14 protein-coding genes are annotated in these 16,462 nt (G+C 55.8%); 4 read left to right on the top strand and 10 right to left on the bottom strand.

Annotation, left to right across the window (positions count from 1 at the left end; all coding sequences use genetic code 11):
* Window positions 1-278: 278 nt before the first annotated feature.
* The 3 genes from HZU72_RS19635 to HZU72_RS19625 form a co-directional block, all read right to left on the bottom strand.
* Entirely contained in the window at window positions 279-1,499 is a 1,221-nt protein-coding gene (locus tag HZU72_RS19635) for a glycosyltransferase family protein (protein WP_180095102.1), read from the bottom strand.
* Window positions 1,500-1,559: 60 nt separating this feature from the next.
* Window positions 1,560-2,477 (bottom strand): HAD-IIB family hydrolase, encoded by a 918-nt coding sequence (locus tag HZU72_RS19630; RefSeq protein WP_180095100.1) that lies wholly within the window; start codon window positions 2,475-2,477, stop codon window positions 1,560-1,562.
* A gap of 480 nt (window positions 2,478-2,957) precedes the next feature.
* On the bottom strand, window positions 2,958-3,968 hold the full coding sequence (locus HZU72_RS19625; protein ID WP_328737979.1) for an OmpA family protein: 1,011 nt from the start codon (window positions 3,966-3,968) through the stop codon (window positions 2,958-2,960).
* 210 nt (window positions 3,969-4,178) lie between these two features.
* On the opposite strand from HZU72_RS19625, the gene HZU72_RS19620 reads away from it, so the two are divergent.
* Window positions 4,179-4,844 (top strand): hypothetical protein, encoded by a 666-nt coding sequence (locus tag HZU72_RS19620; RefSeq protein ID WP_235976189.1) that lies wholly within the window; start codon window positions 4,179-4,181, stop codon window positions 4,842-4,844.
* Between the two features lie 4 nt (window positions 4,845-4,848).
* The gene (locus HZU72_RS19615; protein ID WP_235976186.1) at window positions 4,849-5,439 is read left to right on the top strand and encodes a FlgO family outer membrane protein; all 591 of its coding nucleotides are present in this window, start codon (window positions 4,849-4,851) and stop codon (window positions 5,437-5,439) included.
* An 87-nt stretch (window positions 5,440-5,526) separates the two neighbouring features.
* On the opposite strand, the gene glyA is transcribed toward HZU72_RS19615, so the two are convergent.
* Window positions 5,527-6,792, bottom strand: coding sequence for a serine hydroxymethyltransferase (glyA, locus tag HZU72_RS19610; protein WP_180095098.1), 1,266 nt, complete (start codon window positions 6,790-6,792; stop codon window positions 5,527-5,529).
* A 243-nt stretch (window positions 6,793-7,035) separates the two neighbouring features.
* Between glyA and HZU72_RS19605 the strand changes: the two genes are divergently transcribed.
* Both HZU72_RS19605 and HZU72_RS19600 read left to right on the top strand, forming a co-directional pair.
* A complete protein-coding gene (locus tag HZU72_RS19605) occupies window positions 7,036-7,467 on the top strand; it encodes a LexA family protein (protein ID WP_180095096.1) in 432 nt (143 codons plus the stop codon).
* Window positions 7,464-8,840: a Y-family DNA polymerase gene (locus HZU72_RS19600; RefSeq protein ID WP_180095094.1), complete on the top strand. Its 1,377-nt coding sequence runs from the start codon at window positions 7,464-7,466 to the stop codon at window positions 8,838-8,840. Before HZU72_RS19605 ends, HZU72_RS19600 begins: the two co-directional genes overlap by 4 nt.
* Here HZU72_RS19600 and HZU72_RS19595 read toward each other — a convergent pair.
* The 6 genes from HZU72_RS19595 to HZU72_RS19570 all read right to left on the bottom strand — a co-directional run bounded on the left by HZU72_RS19595 (window position 8,802) and on the right by HZU72_RS19570 (window position 16,346).
* Window positions 8,802-10,265: a sodium-dependent transporter gene (locus tag HZU72_RS19595; protein ID WP_180095092.1), complete on the bottom strand. Its 1,464-nt coding sequence runs from the start codon at window positions 10,263-10,265 to the stop codon at window positions 8,802-8,804. The two genes, HZU72_RS19600 and HZU72_RS19595, sit on opposite strands and share 39 nt — an antisense overlap.
* Window positions 10,266-10,341: 76 nt before the next feature.
* Window positions 10,342-11,565, bottom strand: coding sequence for a YbfB/YjiJ family MFS transporter (locus HZU72_RS19590; RefSeq protein WP_180095089.1), 1,224 nt, complete (start codon window positions 11,563-11,565; stop codon window positions 10,342-10,344).
* 137 nt (window positions 11,566-11,702) lie between these two features.
* The gene (locus tag HZU72_RS19585) at window positions 11,703-12,059 is read right to left on the bottom strand and encodes an AtuA-related protein (protein ID WP_180095087.1); all 357 of its coding nucleotides are present in this window, start codon (window positions 12,057-12,059) and stop codon (window positions 11,703-11,705) included.
* Window positions 12,046-13,452 (bottom strand): acyclic terpene utilization AtuA family protein, encoded by a 1,407-nt coding sequence (locus HZU72_RS19580; RefSeq protein WP_180095085.1) that lies wholly within the window; start codon window positions 13,450-13,452, stop codon window positions 12,046-12,048. The genes HZU72_RS19585 and HZU72_RS19580 overlap by 14 nt, the downstream gene beginning before the upstream one ends.
* Entirely contained in the window at window positions 13,449-15,359 is a 1,911-nt protein-coding gene (locus HZU72_RS19575; protein ID WP_235976185.1) for a TRAP transporter permease, read from the bottom strand. Before HZU72_RS19575 ends, HZU72_RS19580 begins: the two co-directional genes overlap by 4 nt.
* 21 nt (window positions 15,360-15,380) lie before the next feature.
* Entirely contained in the window at window positions 15,381-16,346 is a 966-nt protein-coding gene (locus tag HZU72_RS19570) for a TAXI family TRAP transporter solute-binding subunit (RefSeq protein ID WP_180095081.1), read from the bottom strand.
* Window positions 16,347-16,462: the final 116 nt, after the last annotated feature.

Here is a 16,462-nt window from a genome sequence, read left to right as displayed (position 1 = left end):
CCCAGCTGCGCCAACTGGTTGCCCACTTCCGTATTAACCAGAGCATGGGGCATGCACAAGCAAGTTTACCCGACTCTTCGCCTGCCCCACGTGCAGCCCTCCAGCACAGCGATTTTTAGCGCTAGCTCAATGTTAAAAACTAAGAGCTAAGAACCAGGTTTTAAAAACCGAGTGCTAAGAGCAAGGCCAGCTACCTTTGGGTAGCTGGCCTTTTTAATGGCAAAACAGTTATTGAAGAAGTGATTAATGAAGAAACTATTAATGAAACAGCCAGAGCGCTAAACCTTACCTTGATTATCCAGTTCTACCGCTTCGTGCATGCGTGTGAGCAGATCCGGCACCGCGGCCTGAACACGGTTCCAGCTGGGGATAAAGGGCCGCTCTCTGGGGTTATCCATAAAAAGATTGCCCGCTTCGAGCAGGTTACTGGCAAACAGCTCTACGGCCTGTTCTTCGCTGTGACGATCAAGGCTTAGGCCGTTCATCGTCGCATCGTGATCATAGGCTTCGATCAAATCCAGCGCAAAGCGGTAGTAGGTAGCTTTAAGCGTGCGGAAGTCTTCGCTGCTAAAGGTAATTCCCTGGGTGGCTAGTTTGCGATAGAGCGCTTTTGAAATATCCAGACTCATGCGGTTTAAACCGCTATCAGGATCATCTTCGCTCACCGGCTGATGCTTGTGGTCGTAGGCATCGGCGATATCTACCTGGCAGAGCTGGCGCAAGGAGTAGTTGCGCTGTAACTCCGACAAAACGCCGATCTCCAGGCCCCAGTCCGCAGGCATACGAATCCCCTCGAGCACTTCGCTGCGCATCGCAAACTCACCGGACAGCGGGTAGCGAAAGCTATCCAGGTAATCAAGGTAGGGCATCGGCCCACAAACAGTTTTAAGCGCCCGCAGCAACGGTGTGACTAACAGCCGTGAGACGCGCCCATTCAGCTTGCCCTCGGCAATACGGGGGTAATAACCTTTGCAAAAGCTGTAATTGAAATTGGGGTGTGCCACCGGATACATCAAGCGAGCAAGCAACCCACGCTCATAGGTCAAAATATCGCAGTCGTGAAGCCCTACCACCGTCGAGCGCCCTGACGAAAGCATATAGCCTGCGCAATACCATACATTGCGCCCTTTCCCAGGCTCTAAAGCGCCTAAACCGTGCTCTTCCAACTCCGCATCCAGGGCGCGCAGCCGTGGGCCATCGTTCCATAAGATGCGCGTGTGCTGCGGCAGGCGTGAGAAAAACTCCCGAGCATATAAAAATTGCTCACGATCGGCTCTATCCAAGCCAATGACTATCTCGTTGAGATACGGGACTTTAACCAGCTCATCGACGATCGCCGATAGCGCGGGTCCTTCCAGCTCCGAAAACAGCGACGGTAGAATCAGCCCCATTGGACGTCGTCGAGCAAACTGGCACAGCTCTTGTTCAAGCGCCTCCACCGAGCGCCGGGTAAGGTTGTGAAAGTCGGTAATAATTCCGTTTTGATGAAAGTCACTCATTCACTTACCTCCCTGGATTCAAAGTACTGGAGTCAAAGTACTGGACTCAAATAACTGGACTCAAATAACAACAGCATCACTCTTCTCCGCCGTCGCTAAACGGCGGTCATCTCGCCCCCACCAGTAGGCCACTCCCTCGGCCCAGCCGGTTGGCCCTGTGGCATCCGTGCGATAGAGCGAAGCGTTGCGGGGTTCTACGGCTAAGTCGTGACAACCTCGTATCACGACCGCTTGATCCACTGCTTCAAGCATAGTGATATCGTTTGGCCCATCCCCCAAACCCAATGAAAGAGGCATTCGCCCTCTTAATGCCGTGAAACGTTTAACCAGCCACTCGACGGCATTGCCCTTATCAGCGGAGCGCCCCATTACATGCCAAAAGCGCCCACCTTGAGTAAGCTGTAGGCCATCCCCCTCTAAAGCGGCACGAAACGTCTCAAGGGCCGCGGCCGTGTCTTCCCACAGCAACGGTTCGCTACCTTCCCGCTGCCGAGCATCCCGGGCGCGAACTGCGTCGAGCCCGGTAAGCTCCATCACCTCAGCTACGCTCATCTCTCCCATACGGGTAAAGCGAATATCCAAGCGCTCACGCCACACCTTCAATCGGGCACGTATAAAGCCAATATCCACACCAGGATGTTTGATAACGACACCATCACGGCCACTGCCTGGACGGTCTAAGCGCGCATGACACCAGCCAGGGGGAAGACCAATAACCGCACCATTTTCAGCAATAAATGGGGTTGCCGTGAGGCCCAGCGCTTCGCGCAGCGGTATCAGTTCGGCACGGGTTTTACTGGTCACCGGAACCACCGGCACCCCCATCTGCTTTAAGCGGGCAAGCCAAGGAGCAGCAGGGCTGAAGTCATAACTGTGATGGTCGAGCAGTGAGCCATCTAAATCGGTCAAGACAAGCCGCGGCTGCAGAGCTGGATCAACCGAAGGGATTGACGCTGAAAGACGGGCGGGTTCAGGCATAACACTACCTCTCTTCGGCCTTAACGCTTCGTTAAGACGTCATATCTAGGACACCTAAATAGCTATGGCCAGCTATTAATTGCTATCTAAAGCATAGCAATTAATAAGCCAAAACAGAGAAGTATCTATTCAACAGAAGGTTACATGGGATTTTACGGGATAAACAAAACAGAGTACTCGCAAGCACCAAAAAGAGGCAGTTTAAATGCACCATAAAAGTGCATGCAGTGGATCGGTGCGCTTTGTGCAGCCCCTTTCAGAAAATGCATTAGTGCTAATTATAATGATAAAAACTGAAAAAAGCCTTACCACGCTTGGCAACGTTTAATAAATAGCTATACTGATATTCTACCCACTGGAAATCCTGTACACCCTCACTTGATGCCAGTGGGCTGCAGTGAGCCAAGCCCTTTAATGCCCGCCTCCCCCGGCGGGCTTTTTTAAAATTCTTATTTAACGCAGGGCATACTCCAACGCTGCTTACTCGACGTGAATCACCACCTCAACCCGCCGATTACGAGCACGCCCTTCCGCGGTGGTGTTGCTCTCTAACGGTTTTGTTGCTGCCAAGCCGACTGCGCGAAGGCGTTCGGCATCAACGCCCGCCGCTTCCAGCGCCTCCACAATGGCAATGGCACGAGCACTCGACAGCGCCCAGTTGGATGAGAATTCCTCGGTGCTAATGGTCTGGCTATCCGAATGGCCCTCCACCCACACTTCGCCATCGTAGCGCTGAATAGTCTCGAGCAAACTGCCCACTAGTGACGACCCATCGTTGGTTAACTCAGCCGCGGCAGAGGGAAACAGCAGTTGATCCTGTACACGCAGGCTAATCCCCTCAGCTACCCGCGATACTTCAACACCCTCAAGGTCGGGCAGATAGGTAGACTCTTCAACACGATCCGAAAGTGCCTGATTTAGCGCAAGCGCCCCCGCTACTGACTCATCACTCACCGCTTGTACATTCACCGGAGGATGATCAGTTAACACCACCATGTAGTCGGCCAAAGGCGATGTAAAATCATCGCTGCCCGCGGGCATCAGTAGTTTTGGTAACGAAATAACCGGCTCAACAGGCGGCAGTGGTGCTGCCAAAAGCGGTGGAACACCGAAGCTGACTCGTCGAGGAAGATCGGCCAGCTTGGGCAGCCCTGCCACGCCAAGTGCCGCACTAACCGCCATGGGGTTCAATCCTGTACTACTCCACTGGGCAACACTCTCACGCTCATGACTTGCCTGGGCCAATGCTTCGGGCAGGGGGACTCCCAAAGTAGGCGAGGATGTGCCTGCGTCCTCGCCCACACTATCCTTCTGGTTCAATTGAGGGATAACCGGCCCTGCAGCGGCGATAATGACCACGAAAAGAGCCACCAACAAGGTCATGATATCGAGATAACTGATCATCCAACCACTACCGCTATCACTTTCATGATAGGCCGACATCAGCGAATCATGGCGCGGGCCGCCGCGGTGATCTTCAAGCATTGGCATTATCGCTCATTCAAGTTTTGAACCTCGTGGCCGATCTTGCTAGGTATGATGAATTAGATACGTCAAATTAGGCATGGCAAACTAAACAAAGCACATAGTCTATCAAAAGTCGTTTTGTAGCGAAAAAGGAACCAGTAGGTGCGCACCCGTCCCCGATTATTTCAATTACCCTATTTCATACGTCCTGTTAGTTTGGGGCTGGCAAGCTTAATGCTTAGCGGCTGCTTTTATGCCAACACATCTCAAGCGCCGATCGCCACTACCTACCCCTATACCGAACAGCAGCGTATGCAGGCAGCTCATCACTGGGATGTGCTGGCCCGCCATGAAGCTACCAGCATTTTACAACGCGAGCGCGTCCGCAATCGCGATTTACACATCAGCGAGTCAGATAGTGAAGCGCTGCACGCCTACAGTGGCGGTGAATTTGGGCGTGGTTTTCGCGCACTGCTGACCAGCGAACTGGTGTCACGGGGCGCTAACCTTACCACCGTTCCCACAGCAAACAGCGCCAATATCACTATCGACGTCGAAGTTGTCGAGCACCGTGACCGCGGCTTTATCCGCCCACCGGTCGGCGCTTTTACCGCACTCACCGCGGGCATCGCGGTAGCCACGATTCCGTTTAATCAGTGGAGCGAACCTGCACTGGGATTAATCCCCGCCGGCATGCTTGCCGATACCACCAGCGGTAGTTGGACATATACTGGTGACGAAGAGATTATCGTGACCACGCAAATTATCGATGGCGAACGAATTCTCTACTCTTCGTCCAACATTTACTACATCAATGCCGGTGATCGTCGTCAATATGCCCCTCATCGCGTGCCTCAGGCACCTACCACACCCTCCGTTTCCCTTACTGATACGTGGTAATTTCATGCTGATGACACTTTTAACTACTTGGCGCGCTCGCTCTATCAGCCATGCTACCCGTGGGATGACCATGGGCATAACGCTACTGTTACTAGCTGGCTGCAGCGCGCTGGGCAATGCTAACAACACGCCCGCCGAACCGGAACCCGATCTCTCTGAATTGGTTCATGCCGCTGCTGAACAGATGGTTGCCAGCAATCCTGAGCTCACACGCTATAGCCCCATGATTGCCGCGACTTTTGTGAGCATCGACAATCTAAGCCAGTCGTCTACGCTTGGGCGTATTAGCTCTGAAATTATGGCCTCCGCACTGGCCCGCCAGGGTATGCAGGTACGCGAAGTCAAAATGCGCGACAGCATGTTTATCGAAGAGAGTGTGGGAGAATTGATTCTATCACGGCAAGTTCAGCGCCTAACCGCCCAGCACAACGCCCAATCAATATTGATGGGCACCTACGCTCAAGGCCAGGATTACGTCTATGTGAGTGCTCGTGTGGTGCGGGCAGGCGATGCGATGGTGCTTGGCAGCGCCGATTTCCGCCTACCGCTCAATAACAACACCCGCAGTTTGTTAGAGGGTCAGGGAGGCTGGTAAAAAAAGAGTGGGGGAGGTTTTAGTGTTTTGTGACTAAAAAAAGCCCCGCAAATAGCAGGGCCTCCTCAAACCTAGCTAGCGTTACAATTACTTATAAACCGGAAGCCGCGCACAAACCTCAGCCACTTTATCCAGCACCTGGGCTTCGATGGCGCTGGTGTCTTCGCCCTTGGCCAGTACGTCCAGAATGTCACAGATCCAACCTGCCAACGTACTACACTCTTGTTCACTGAAACCGCGCGTGGTCACCGCCGGGGTGCCAATACGCAGGCCAGAGGTGACAAACGGGCTTTGCGGGTCGTTAGGAACGGCGTTCTTGTTCACGGTGATATGAGCACGACCCAAAGCAGCATCGGCGTCTTTGCCGGTAACGCCTTGCTTGATCAGCGAGAGCAGGAAGAGGTGGTCTTCGGTGCCACCGGAAACGATGTCGTAACCGCGGTCGATAAACACCTTGGCCATGGCCTGGGCGTTCTTAACCACCTGCTGCTGGTAGGTTTTGAACTCGGGTTCCATGGCTTCTTTAAAGCAGATCGCTTTAGCGGCGATCACGTGCATCAAAGGGCCGCCCTGACCACCGGGGAAAACCGCTGACTGCAGCTTCTTCTCAATATCGGCGTCATTTTCCGCAGAGAGAATCACGCCACTGCGGGGGCCGCGTAGGGTTTTGTGGGTGGTGGAGGTGACCACGTGGGCATGGGGCAAAGGGCTGGGGTAAATGCCCGCCGCGACCAGGCCGGAGACGTGGGCCATATCAACGAGTAAGTAAGCGCCTACTTCATCGGCGATTTCACGGAACTTGGCCCAATCAACAATTTGTGAATAGGCTGAGAAGCCGGCGATGATCATTTTGGGTTTGTGCTCGCGAGCAAGCTGGGCCACTTGATCGTAATCAATTAACCCCTGCTCATCCAGACCGTACTGAATGGCGTTGTAGTGCTTGCCGGAAAAGTTAGGCTTGGCACCGTGGGTCAGGTGGCCGCCAGCATCCAGGCTCATGCCTAAAATGGTATCGCCTGGCTTAACCAGCGCTTGGAACACCGCGCTGTTGGCTTGCGAGCCTGAGTGGGGTTGAACGTTCACGTAGGTAGCGCCGAACAGCTCTTTGGCGTAATCAATAGCTAGGTTTTCAGCAATATCAACGAATTCACAGCCGCCGTAGTAGCGCTTGCCAGGATAGCCCTCAGCGTATTTATTGGTCAGCTGACTGCCCTGAGCTTCGAGTACGCGGGGGCTGGCGTAGTTTTCGGAAGCGATCAGTTCAATGTGGGCCTCTTGGCGCTCCACTTCTTTCTGCATGGCATCAAACAGCACATCATCAAATCCGGCAATTGTCATATCGCGGCTGAACATCGGCGGGAACCTCGTAACGAGAAAGGGTCATCATGGGAGAAGCGAGGACGCTATCATAACGCAGCCTGACGCGACTTTCATCGCATCCTCGTCAGGTCTTGCATGAGCGTGATTCATGTAATGACAGAGGAAGTGTCATCGCGAACACAGTGAAGCGATCTCAGGGGGCGTCAATTTGCATTTTCCTTCACTATGCAAAATACTGTATATCCATACAATATTTTAAGCACCAGGATGCCGACGATGCCGGGCCAGTCTTCTCACTTTACCCCCGCCTTGCCGTTAACCTCTCAGCCGCAGCCTTGTGGCCGCGCTGGTTTTAGTGGCTTTCCTTCGCCAGCCCAGGATTACGAGCCATGCACGCTGGATCTCAACACACGGCTGGTTAAAAACCCTACTGAGACATTTTATGTCTCCGCCACCGGTGACAGCATGGAGGGTTGGGGAATTTTCGAGGGTGATTTGCTGGTGGTTGATCGCAGTATTGAACCGCAACTGGGACATATTCTGGTCGCTATGCTGGAGGGTGAGGCGCTGATTAAACGCTATGCGCTCTATCGGGGAACGCCGCACCTTTGCTCAACACATCCAAACTATCCGCCACTGCCACTTGAAGGCAGCGACTGCCAGCTATGGGGGGTGGTGCGCGCCGTCGTGCACGAGTACTTGCGATGATCGGTCTAGTCGATGCAAACAACTTCTACGTCAGCTGCGAGCGAGTTTTTCAGCCCAAGCTGGAAGGTAGGCCCGTGGGGGTCATGTCGAATAACGACGGCTGCATCATCGCCCGTTCCGCCGAGTTAAAAGCGCTGGATATCCCTATGGGTACGCCCGCCTTCAAGCTTGAAGGAATGCGTCAGCGCGGAGAGATCCACCTGCTGTCGTCTAACTATGAACTCTACGGAGACATGTCGACACGGCTGGCCCAATTGCTGCGAGATGCCTGCCCTGCGGTTGCGCCCTATTCAATAGATGAAATGTTTGTCTACCTGGAAGGATTAACCACAGAGCAGTGTGAGGCGCTGGGGCGGGAGCTGCGCCAGCGTATTCGTCGCCACTTGGGCTTGCCGGTGTGCGTCGGGCTGGCCCCTACCCATACACTCGCCAAGCTGGCCAATCATCTGGCCAAGCAACACCCTCACTATCAAGGCGTTTGCCTGCTGAACGGGCAGGATCACACCACCGAGGCGCTGCTCAAACGCATCCCGGTGGCCAGTGTGTGGGGCGTGGGTCGTCGGCTTGCCGAGCGCTTGGCCATTGGCAATGTCAACACTGCCTGGGACTTACGTCAAAGCGACGACAAGCCGTTGCGCAAGCGCTTCTCTGTGGTGCTGGCGCGCACCGCGCTCGAACTGCGTGGTACTCCTTGTATGGAGATGAACGCTCTGGATCAACCGCGTCAACGCATTATGACCTCGCGCTCCTTCGGCCAGCCCACCGGCGTTTTTGCAGAAGTACATAATGCACTGCGGCGCCACGCCCAGCGCAGCGCTGAAAAACTTCGCAAGCAGCGCAGTTTAGCCCGTGCGGTAATGGTATTTCTCAACACTAACCGTCATCGCCGCGATCAGCTGCAATACTTCCCGCAGGCGCTGATCCCCCTGCCCTCACCCAGTGACGATACCCGGGTGATCCTTGATGCCGTACGCCAAGGCCTTGAGCAGATCCATCGTCCCCGCTACCAGTTCATGAAAGCCGGGGTGATGTTGCTCGATTTAGTGGACGCTGAACAGCACCAGCTTTCGCTGCTGCATCCGCCCACACGGGATCGCCACCCGTTTTTGATGGCAACGGTGGATCAGATCAACCAGCGCATGGGGCAAGGCACTATCAGTTTTGGTATGACGGATGCCCCTGCCGCTTGGCAACTGCGCTGCGCCCACCGCTCAGACCGCTTTACTACGCGCTGGGACGAGCTGATGAAAGTGGGCACTCACCCCGGCGCAGTCGCCGCCGCCGAGGCAAAGCAGAAGGAGAAGGAGAAGGAGAAGCTGAAAAAACAGCAAGCGTTAACCAGCACTAAGCGCGGTACGCAGCCGCGGGCTTAAGGTTTCACCAAGCGCGGTCATGGCAACCAGAATCCCCAGCAGCCAGGGCCAATGGTCTGCAAACGAGACCTGATAAACGCCCAATGCATCGACAAAAATCACCACGATGCCCAGCGGACTAACGTAGCGCACCATGGTCAGCCACAGCGCGTAAGGCAAGGGGGCAAGCCCCAACTCGTCGCGGAAAGTATCGCTTTTCAGCACAAACCCCGCTACCACTACCGTGCCCAAGCCACCCAGCGGCATCATCCAGCGCGAGGTTAAATAATCCAGCCAGTCAAAGAAGTTCTTACCGGCCAGTGTCCAATCCGCGCCCAGGTTAAACGACAGCATCGCCAGTGTGCTAATCAACCACAGCACAATACCGGTTCCCCAGGCGGCTGCCGGACGCGAGATACCTTTGTTGTCGCACAGCCAGGAAACCGTGGCTTCGACCATAGAGATCGAAGAGGTCAGCGCTGCCATAGAGAGCATCAGGAAGAAGAGAATGCCAAACAGGGTGCCCAGCGGCATCGCCTGGAAAGCCAGCGGAAGACTCATAAAAATTAGCCCAGGGCCTTCGCCGGGGTTCATGCCATTGGCAAAAATAACCGGGAAGATCGCAAGCCCCGCCATCAAGGCAACAACGGTATCCGCCACCGCCACACTCACCGTGGTGCGTCCAATAGAGGCGTCTTTAGGCAAGTAGCTGCCGTAGGTCAGAATCGCCCCAGAGGCCAGCGAGAGGGTGAAAAACGCATGACCCAGCGCTGCCAGCAGACCCTCGCTAGAGAGGCTGCCCGCATTGAACGAGAATAGAAAGTTAACCGCGGCGCCAAAGCCACCGGAGAAGATGCCAAAGCCAATCAGCACCACCAGCATAATCACCAGCCCCGGCATCATCCAGCTAACGCTCTTCTCGATTCCCTGCTGCACGCCTTTACCCACGATCAACATGGTGGCCAGCGTAACCAGGGTGCTCCAGAACCCGAGGTTCAGCGGATTGGCGTTATTGGCCCCGAACACGGCGGCCATCTCATCAACGCTGCTGCCCGCAAGCCCCCCGGTCAGCATCTTCCACAGATACGAGAACGACCAGCCCGCCACCACCACGTAAAACGACAGGATCATAAAGCCGCAGAGCATGGCCATCCAACCAATCAACGACCAGGCCGATGAACGGCCAGACTCATTGACCACGCGCCGTATGGCATCCACCGGGCTACCACGCCCCCGCCGACCAAACGCGATTTCGACCATCATCACCGGCACACCCACGGCAAAGATGCACGTTAGATAGACCAGCACGAAGGCGCCGCCGCCAAACTCCCCGGTCATATAGGGGAATTTCCAGATATTGCCCAGCCCCACTGCGGAGCCGGTTGCCGCTAACATAAACCCCCAGCGGCCTAGCCATTGGGTACGTGGTTGCCTAGAAGAGGTCATTTGCCCATTTATCCCATTATAAAAAAGGCGCCTATCCTAGAGGATTTCACCGACAATGCCCACCTGACCCCTGCCACTAGGCATACACCAGGGCTTTGGCTGCGGCATCCAAGCGCTGAGCGGTTTGGTCTACCCGGCGCAAACAGGCCAGCAGCACGACGCCAAGCGTTACAAAACCGCCCGCCAGCCATAGTCCAACGCCATAATGGCCAGAGGCTTCAGCCAACATACCGGTTAACGCCGGAGCGCATATCTGGGCGGCGCCGTATGCGAGCGTCATCTGCCCCATTAATCGAGCAGGGCTGGCGGGATAGAGCCTACCCGCCATTGTCAGCACTAAGCTGACACAGCCAAGGAAAGTGCCGCCATAGAGTACGGCGCTTAGCAGCACCACCGCTGCATTCGCAGTAATGGCTGGGAGCACAATACCAATAACTTGAATGCTCATAGCGATCATCAGTGCCATTAAATAGCCCACTCGACGGGCGACTAGATCCCATAGCATGACGGCAGGCGCGGCGGCTAAACCGGCCAGGGCGAACGTCCAATTGCCCATCCCCGCCAGCAGCGGCTCACGCTCAACGATGGCAACTAAGAAGGTAGCACTGATCACATAGCCATAACCGGCGCAAAAGTAGGCGGCGAGCATCCAGCGCATAAAAGTACGTGTTGGCGGCGTAGCGGTTCGGCTACTCACCACGTGAGCCCCCTCTAGCGGCTTTTCCGGCCGCGGCAGCCAGCGCCAGGCAGGCACCAACAGCACGGCACCCAGCAGGCTAAAGCCCCACCATTGGGTCTGCCAGCTAAAGGAAAGCTGGAGCATCATCTCCACTGCCACCGCCGCGACAACCATGCCTAGCCCCAAGCCGGCAAAATGAATTCCCAGCTCGCCGCGCTGGCGATGTTGGATTAACCAGTGAAGAATCAGCCCTGACGCTAATAGCATTGCAGCACTGCTTGAAAGACCCGCCAGAAAGCGCAACCCCGCCCAAACCCAGAAGTGATCGGTAAGGGCCATACCCGCAGTCGTGATTACAGCCAGGATTAACCCACAGCGAAATAGCGTGTCCTTGATATAAATACTGTGAATAGAAGCGGCCAGCACTGCCCCTAGCATATAGCCCGCGTAGTTAACCGCGGCCAGCCAGCCGCCATCGGCATCCCCCATCCAGGTCTGCTGCTGCATCACCGGTAGCAATGGGGTATAGGCAAAGCGCGCGATGCCAACACATAATATTTGGCTAAAAACGCCCGCCAACAGCACTTTGAAGCGCTGGGCACCTAGCGTTGCGACGGTCATGGGGCTGCTCCTGAACGGCTCTTTAACGACGACTGAGCGGACGTTATGTTAATTAGCGTGCGTATTTTATCGTCATAGTAAGGCCTTTCAGGCAGCGGGTCATGACCACCTAAGTCGAGGGGCGAGGTTAAAAAGGTCTAGCTCGAATTAACCTCCATGCTTAACAGCAAAAACGATAGCGTTTTGCCATGCCCGTCCAAATTGAGCGCGCCATTAACACCGCCCTGCAGCACGTCATCAATCACGAAGTTCATGCCCGCCAAATTAGGCAAAGGGTAGCGCCGCACTCGGCTGGCACCGCGGTGAGCAAACAGCGCCAGCACACGCTCCTCGGTTACCTGCTCCAGCAAGGTGGCGTAGTGGTCTGGGTCATAGGCAAATAGCGCCACATTAAGGCGCTCGCCCTTATCGCCTGCACGGGCATGGGCGAGTTGATGGAGGGTGACTGAGGAATCCGGGTGCACCGCCGTTTGCGTGCGTTCAGCTTGCAACATAACGTTCACTCCTACGTTCGCCGAGTGGCGACGATTCAAACAGGCTGGCATGGGCATTAACGTCGCTACGTTTGACCAAATAAGAGGCAGTAAACACTCGCCTTTGAAATTGGCGCCGCACGCCGCCGCCACCCGCGGGCCCCGCACAATAAAGCGCCAATAGCTCCTGGGTGGCGCGAGCCACCCAGCGCCGCTCGCTGTGCTCGGCCGCCAGGCGCAACCGATAATCGCCGCTGGCAGACGCTGAAGCACTGCGCTGTAACTCACCGCTATCGCTATCGAATACGCTGGCCAGGCCAATGATATCCAAGCGGGTACGCAGCTCAGCAGGGGCCCGAAAAATCAATCGTTCACGTAGTACCTGCGCTGCAAGCTGCGCCCTTGCCAATGCGTTGGGCCCAGCATAGGAAATTTCCGCTTCGCCCTGCCAGCCGCCTTCATAGCACACGGTGGTTTTTAGCCGCTCAGGCGCAGGCTTGCCGCGAATTCCCGTCACCGCCACGCGGTTGGGTGACAACTGACGCACCTCGGCGTGGGAAAGATCCACCGTGACATCCGGGGTTAGATAATTCGCTGGGTCATGAACTTCGTAAAGCAGCTGTTCTTTCACAGTCTGCTCGGTAACACAGCCACCGGTATTGGCAGGCTTGGAAATAATAAGGCTGCCATCCTGCTCTACTTCAATAATCGGATAGCCCACCGTGGCGAGTCCCGGCACGTCTTTAAAACCCGGATCGGCAAAGTAGCCGCCGCTCACCTGGGCGCCACACTCAGCTAAATGCCCCGCCATCATGCCGCAGGCTAGGCGATCCCAATCATCCCAACGCCAATCGAAGTGGTGCATCAGCGGCGCTAAAAACAGTGCTGGGTCGGCTACCCGCCCGGTGACAACCACATCCGCCTGCATAGCTAACGCTTCAGACAGCGCCTTGGCACCCAGGTAAACGTTGGCTGAGATCAGGGCGTCATCACCTGGCATATCCAGCCGCTCGGCCTCCCAGCGCTGTAAGTCCAAGCTATGTAGTTGCTGACGGATATCGTCACCGTGCACCTGGGCAATTCTGACATCTGGACGGCCAAGTTGTGTGGACAGCTCCGCAATTACCTGGCACGCGCCACCAGGGTTCGCTGCACCGAAGTTGCCTAAAATCTTAATGTCGTGATCCAGACAGTCACGAAGCACTGGCGCCAGCAGCTCGTCTAACAGCGGCTCAAACCCGCTTTCGGGATCATCACGCATCGCGCGGTGAGCTGCCGCCAATGTCCGCTCGCCAAGGGTTTCAAATACTAAAGCGGAGGGCTGCTGTCGCTTGATCAACTCTGCCACCACCGCCACGGCCGCATCGGTACGGTCGCCAGAAAAGCCCGCACCACTGCCTAATAAAAAGCTCATAGCTGTGTCTCCTTGGCCTGAAGAGAATGGTGGTCACCCGCGACAGACCCCAGCTCGTCTCTCAGCAGCGAGCGGCGGCGTATAAATAGCCCAATGATCAGGGCTAGCGCCGCCAGCGTGGTCAACCAGCCGGGTGTCAGCGCAAGCCCAATCACCACGATCAGCCCCACGACATCGATCGCGCGTTTGCCCGTCATGGCTACCCGGGACATCAACGCGGCAAAGGCCATCACAAACACGACCCCCTGACAGCTGGCCAAGACGATCTCCAGGGCAGAACCAAACCCCGCCAGGGCTGGGTAGATCAGCAGCAGGAAGGGAATGACATAGATAGCCGCCGCCAAGCGCACTGATTCAATAGCCGCAGGCAGCCAGTTGGTGTCGGCAATTCCTGAGGCCACGAATACCGCAATGCAGACAGGCGGTGTAATGACAGAGAGCGTCGCGAAGTAGAAAACGAATAGGTGGGCAATCAGCGGCTCAACACCGATTGTGGTGAGCGCAGGCGCCAGTACTGATGCCACCAGAACATACGCTGCCGTAGTCGGAATCCCCATACCCAAAATAAGACACACGCCACCGACGATAAAGGCGACCAGGAACAGCGATTCGCCGCCTACCGTGACGATCAAGCTGGCTAACGTTACCCCGATGCCCGTCATACCGATCATCGCCACCAGTATTTGCGCCCCGGCCAGCAGCACACCAATAATCACCATGCCCTTGCCCGCATCGACCAGACCAGCCACCAGCTTGCCGAGGATCTCACGCAGCGGCATCTTGGCCATCAGCGCAAAAGGCACAAACGTTAGCACGGTCATTAAGATGCCATAGAAAGCCGACATTTGAATCGAACGACCGCTAAGTACGCCGTAAAACAGCCCGCCTAATGCAGCCAGAATGGGAATGATCCGTTCAGGGCGTATCACATCTGACCAGCTTGGCAGTTCATCATCGGGCACTACCTGCAGTTGACGGCGCTTGGCGACGAGATGAATGGTGACAAATACCCCCAGGTAGAAAAGAATCGCGGGCAGCAAGGCCGCCAAGGCGATCCGCAGGTAACTCTCACCGAGAATTTCCGCCATGATAAATGCCGCAGCACCCAGGATCGGCGGTGCGATTTGGCCGCCGGTAGAGGCCACGGCCTCAACCCCGGCTGCGAACGGGCGTGGATAATTTAAGCGTTTCATCATGGGAATGGTAAAGTTGCCCGTGGTGGCCACATTGGCCACCGCACTGCCGCTGACCATGCCGAATAGCCCGGAAGCCACCGTGGCCACTTTGGCAGCACCGCCTGGCGAGCGGCCGCTAATACGCAGCGCCAGATCCATAAAGGTATTACCGCCCCCCGTGTGCAGCAGCAAACAGCCGAACAGTACGAAAGCGGCAATGGTAGTCGCGGCGACACCCACCAGCATGCCCCACACGCCTAAATCGCCAAGGTAGATGGTTTCGGTCATGTAATACAGATCAAAACCACGATGGCCGAGCGGCCCTGGAATGGCTGCTCCAAACCACGCGTAAGCTAATCCCGCTAACACCAGCAGTGGGAAAATAGCCCCAATAGCACGCCGCGAAAGCTCCAAAATAGCCACCAGCAGCACGCCGGTCAGCAACATATCCCGAGGTGTTGCCCAGGGTAGCTCGACCAGAATTTTTTCATGGTTGAGCGCTACATAGCTGCAGGCGAATACCACGCCAACCGCCAGCACGACATCGATAACGATGCCAAGTGGCCGCCAGCGCTTGCCTTGCCCTAATGGATAAACGGCAAGCCCTAGCAGGATGACCAGCGCGAGGAAGATACTCCGCTGAATCAAGCTCTCGAACGGCCCAGTGGCGGAGGTATAAAGGATTAGTCCACCAAGCAGGAGCGCCAAGCCTTTGGTGAGTATCTCACGCATGATCATCTTCTCCGATTGGCCTTACTGAACAGGTTGCAAGGCATCGGGGATGTCATACCCCTGCTCTTCGAAATAGCGTGCAGCACCGGCATGCAGCGGTACTGTGCCCACTTCCAAGGTCATCTTCGCCATATCCGCATCCTGCATGGCCGCAAAGGCGTTAACCTGCGGTTCTGGGTTTTCCATCACCGCTTTGACGATTTGATAGGCTGTCTCGTCATCCATATCCGGATGGGCGTGCACGGCAACCCCAAAAGCCCAAGTGGTGTAAGCGGGAATACCCTCTGCCGCGCCTTCAGGAACATCGACAATGGCTACGTCAGGCATTTCGCTGCGCAGTGTGTCAGCCTGCTCTTGGTCAAGCGACAGCACGCTAATCGGTGTGAAAGTGGCGATATCCATAGAGGAGCCATCCAGGCGTTCTCCGACACCCGACTTAACGGATCCCATCACCCGACCATCTTTCATGGCGTCGACCATATCGGTCGTTGAACCGCGCACGTAGTCAGGCTGAATACCTAGCGTGCGCATTACCGCTTCGGTGGTTTTCTCAGTAGCTGACCCCGTGATCCCTGGATTGAAGCGAACACCGTTTAAGTCAGCGAATGTTTCCACCTCAGCATCCTGGCGCATTACCGTATTCTGCGGTGCCACGGTGTAGACCCACAGCAGACGGTTATCGACGGGGCGGCCTTCGAAATCTTCCTCACCGGCATAGGCGTGATAGCCGGTGTTGGTGGTCACCAGCCCCATATCAATTTGATCACGTCCTAAACGGCGCAGGTTATCCACCGTGGCGCCGGTTTCGGCAACCGAAGAACTGATCCCTTCGACTTGGTTATTAATAATCTGATTAACCGCCACAAAATAGCTGTAGTGGCTGGAGGAGCTTGAGGTAGAACCAATCAACAGGCGTTCATCGGCATGAGAGGTCGCAGCGGCTAGCATAGCGGCGCTTGCCACCATGGCGGTCAGTAGCGTTTTCATTGTGTCTCCGAAGCTCGCTAGGCGAGCTATTGTTATTGTAGAGCGGTTTTTTATGTAAAACGTTGATCGCGACGAATCGAATCGCGATAAGCCAAGCATGGTGCTCAGATTTAATT

Source organism: Vreelandella sedimenti, assembly GCF_013416325.1.
GTDB lineage: Bacteria > Pseudomonadota > Gammaproteobacteria > Pseudomonadales > Halomonadaceae > Vreelandella > Vreelandella sedimenti.
Note: the sequence above shows the minus strand (reverse complement) of the source record. Positions and strands in the feature narration are given on the sequence as shown.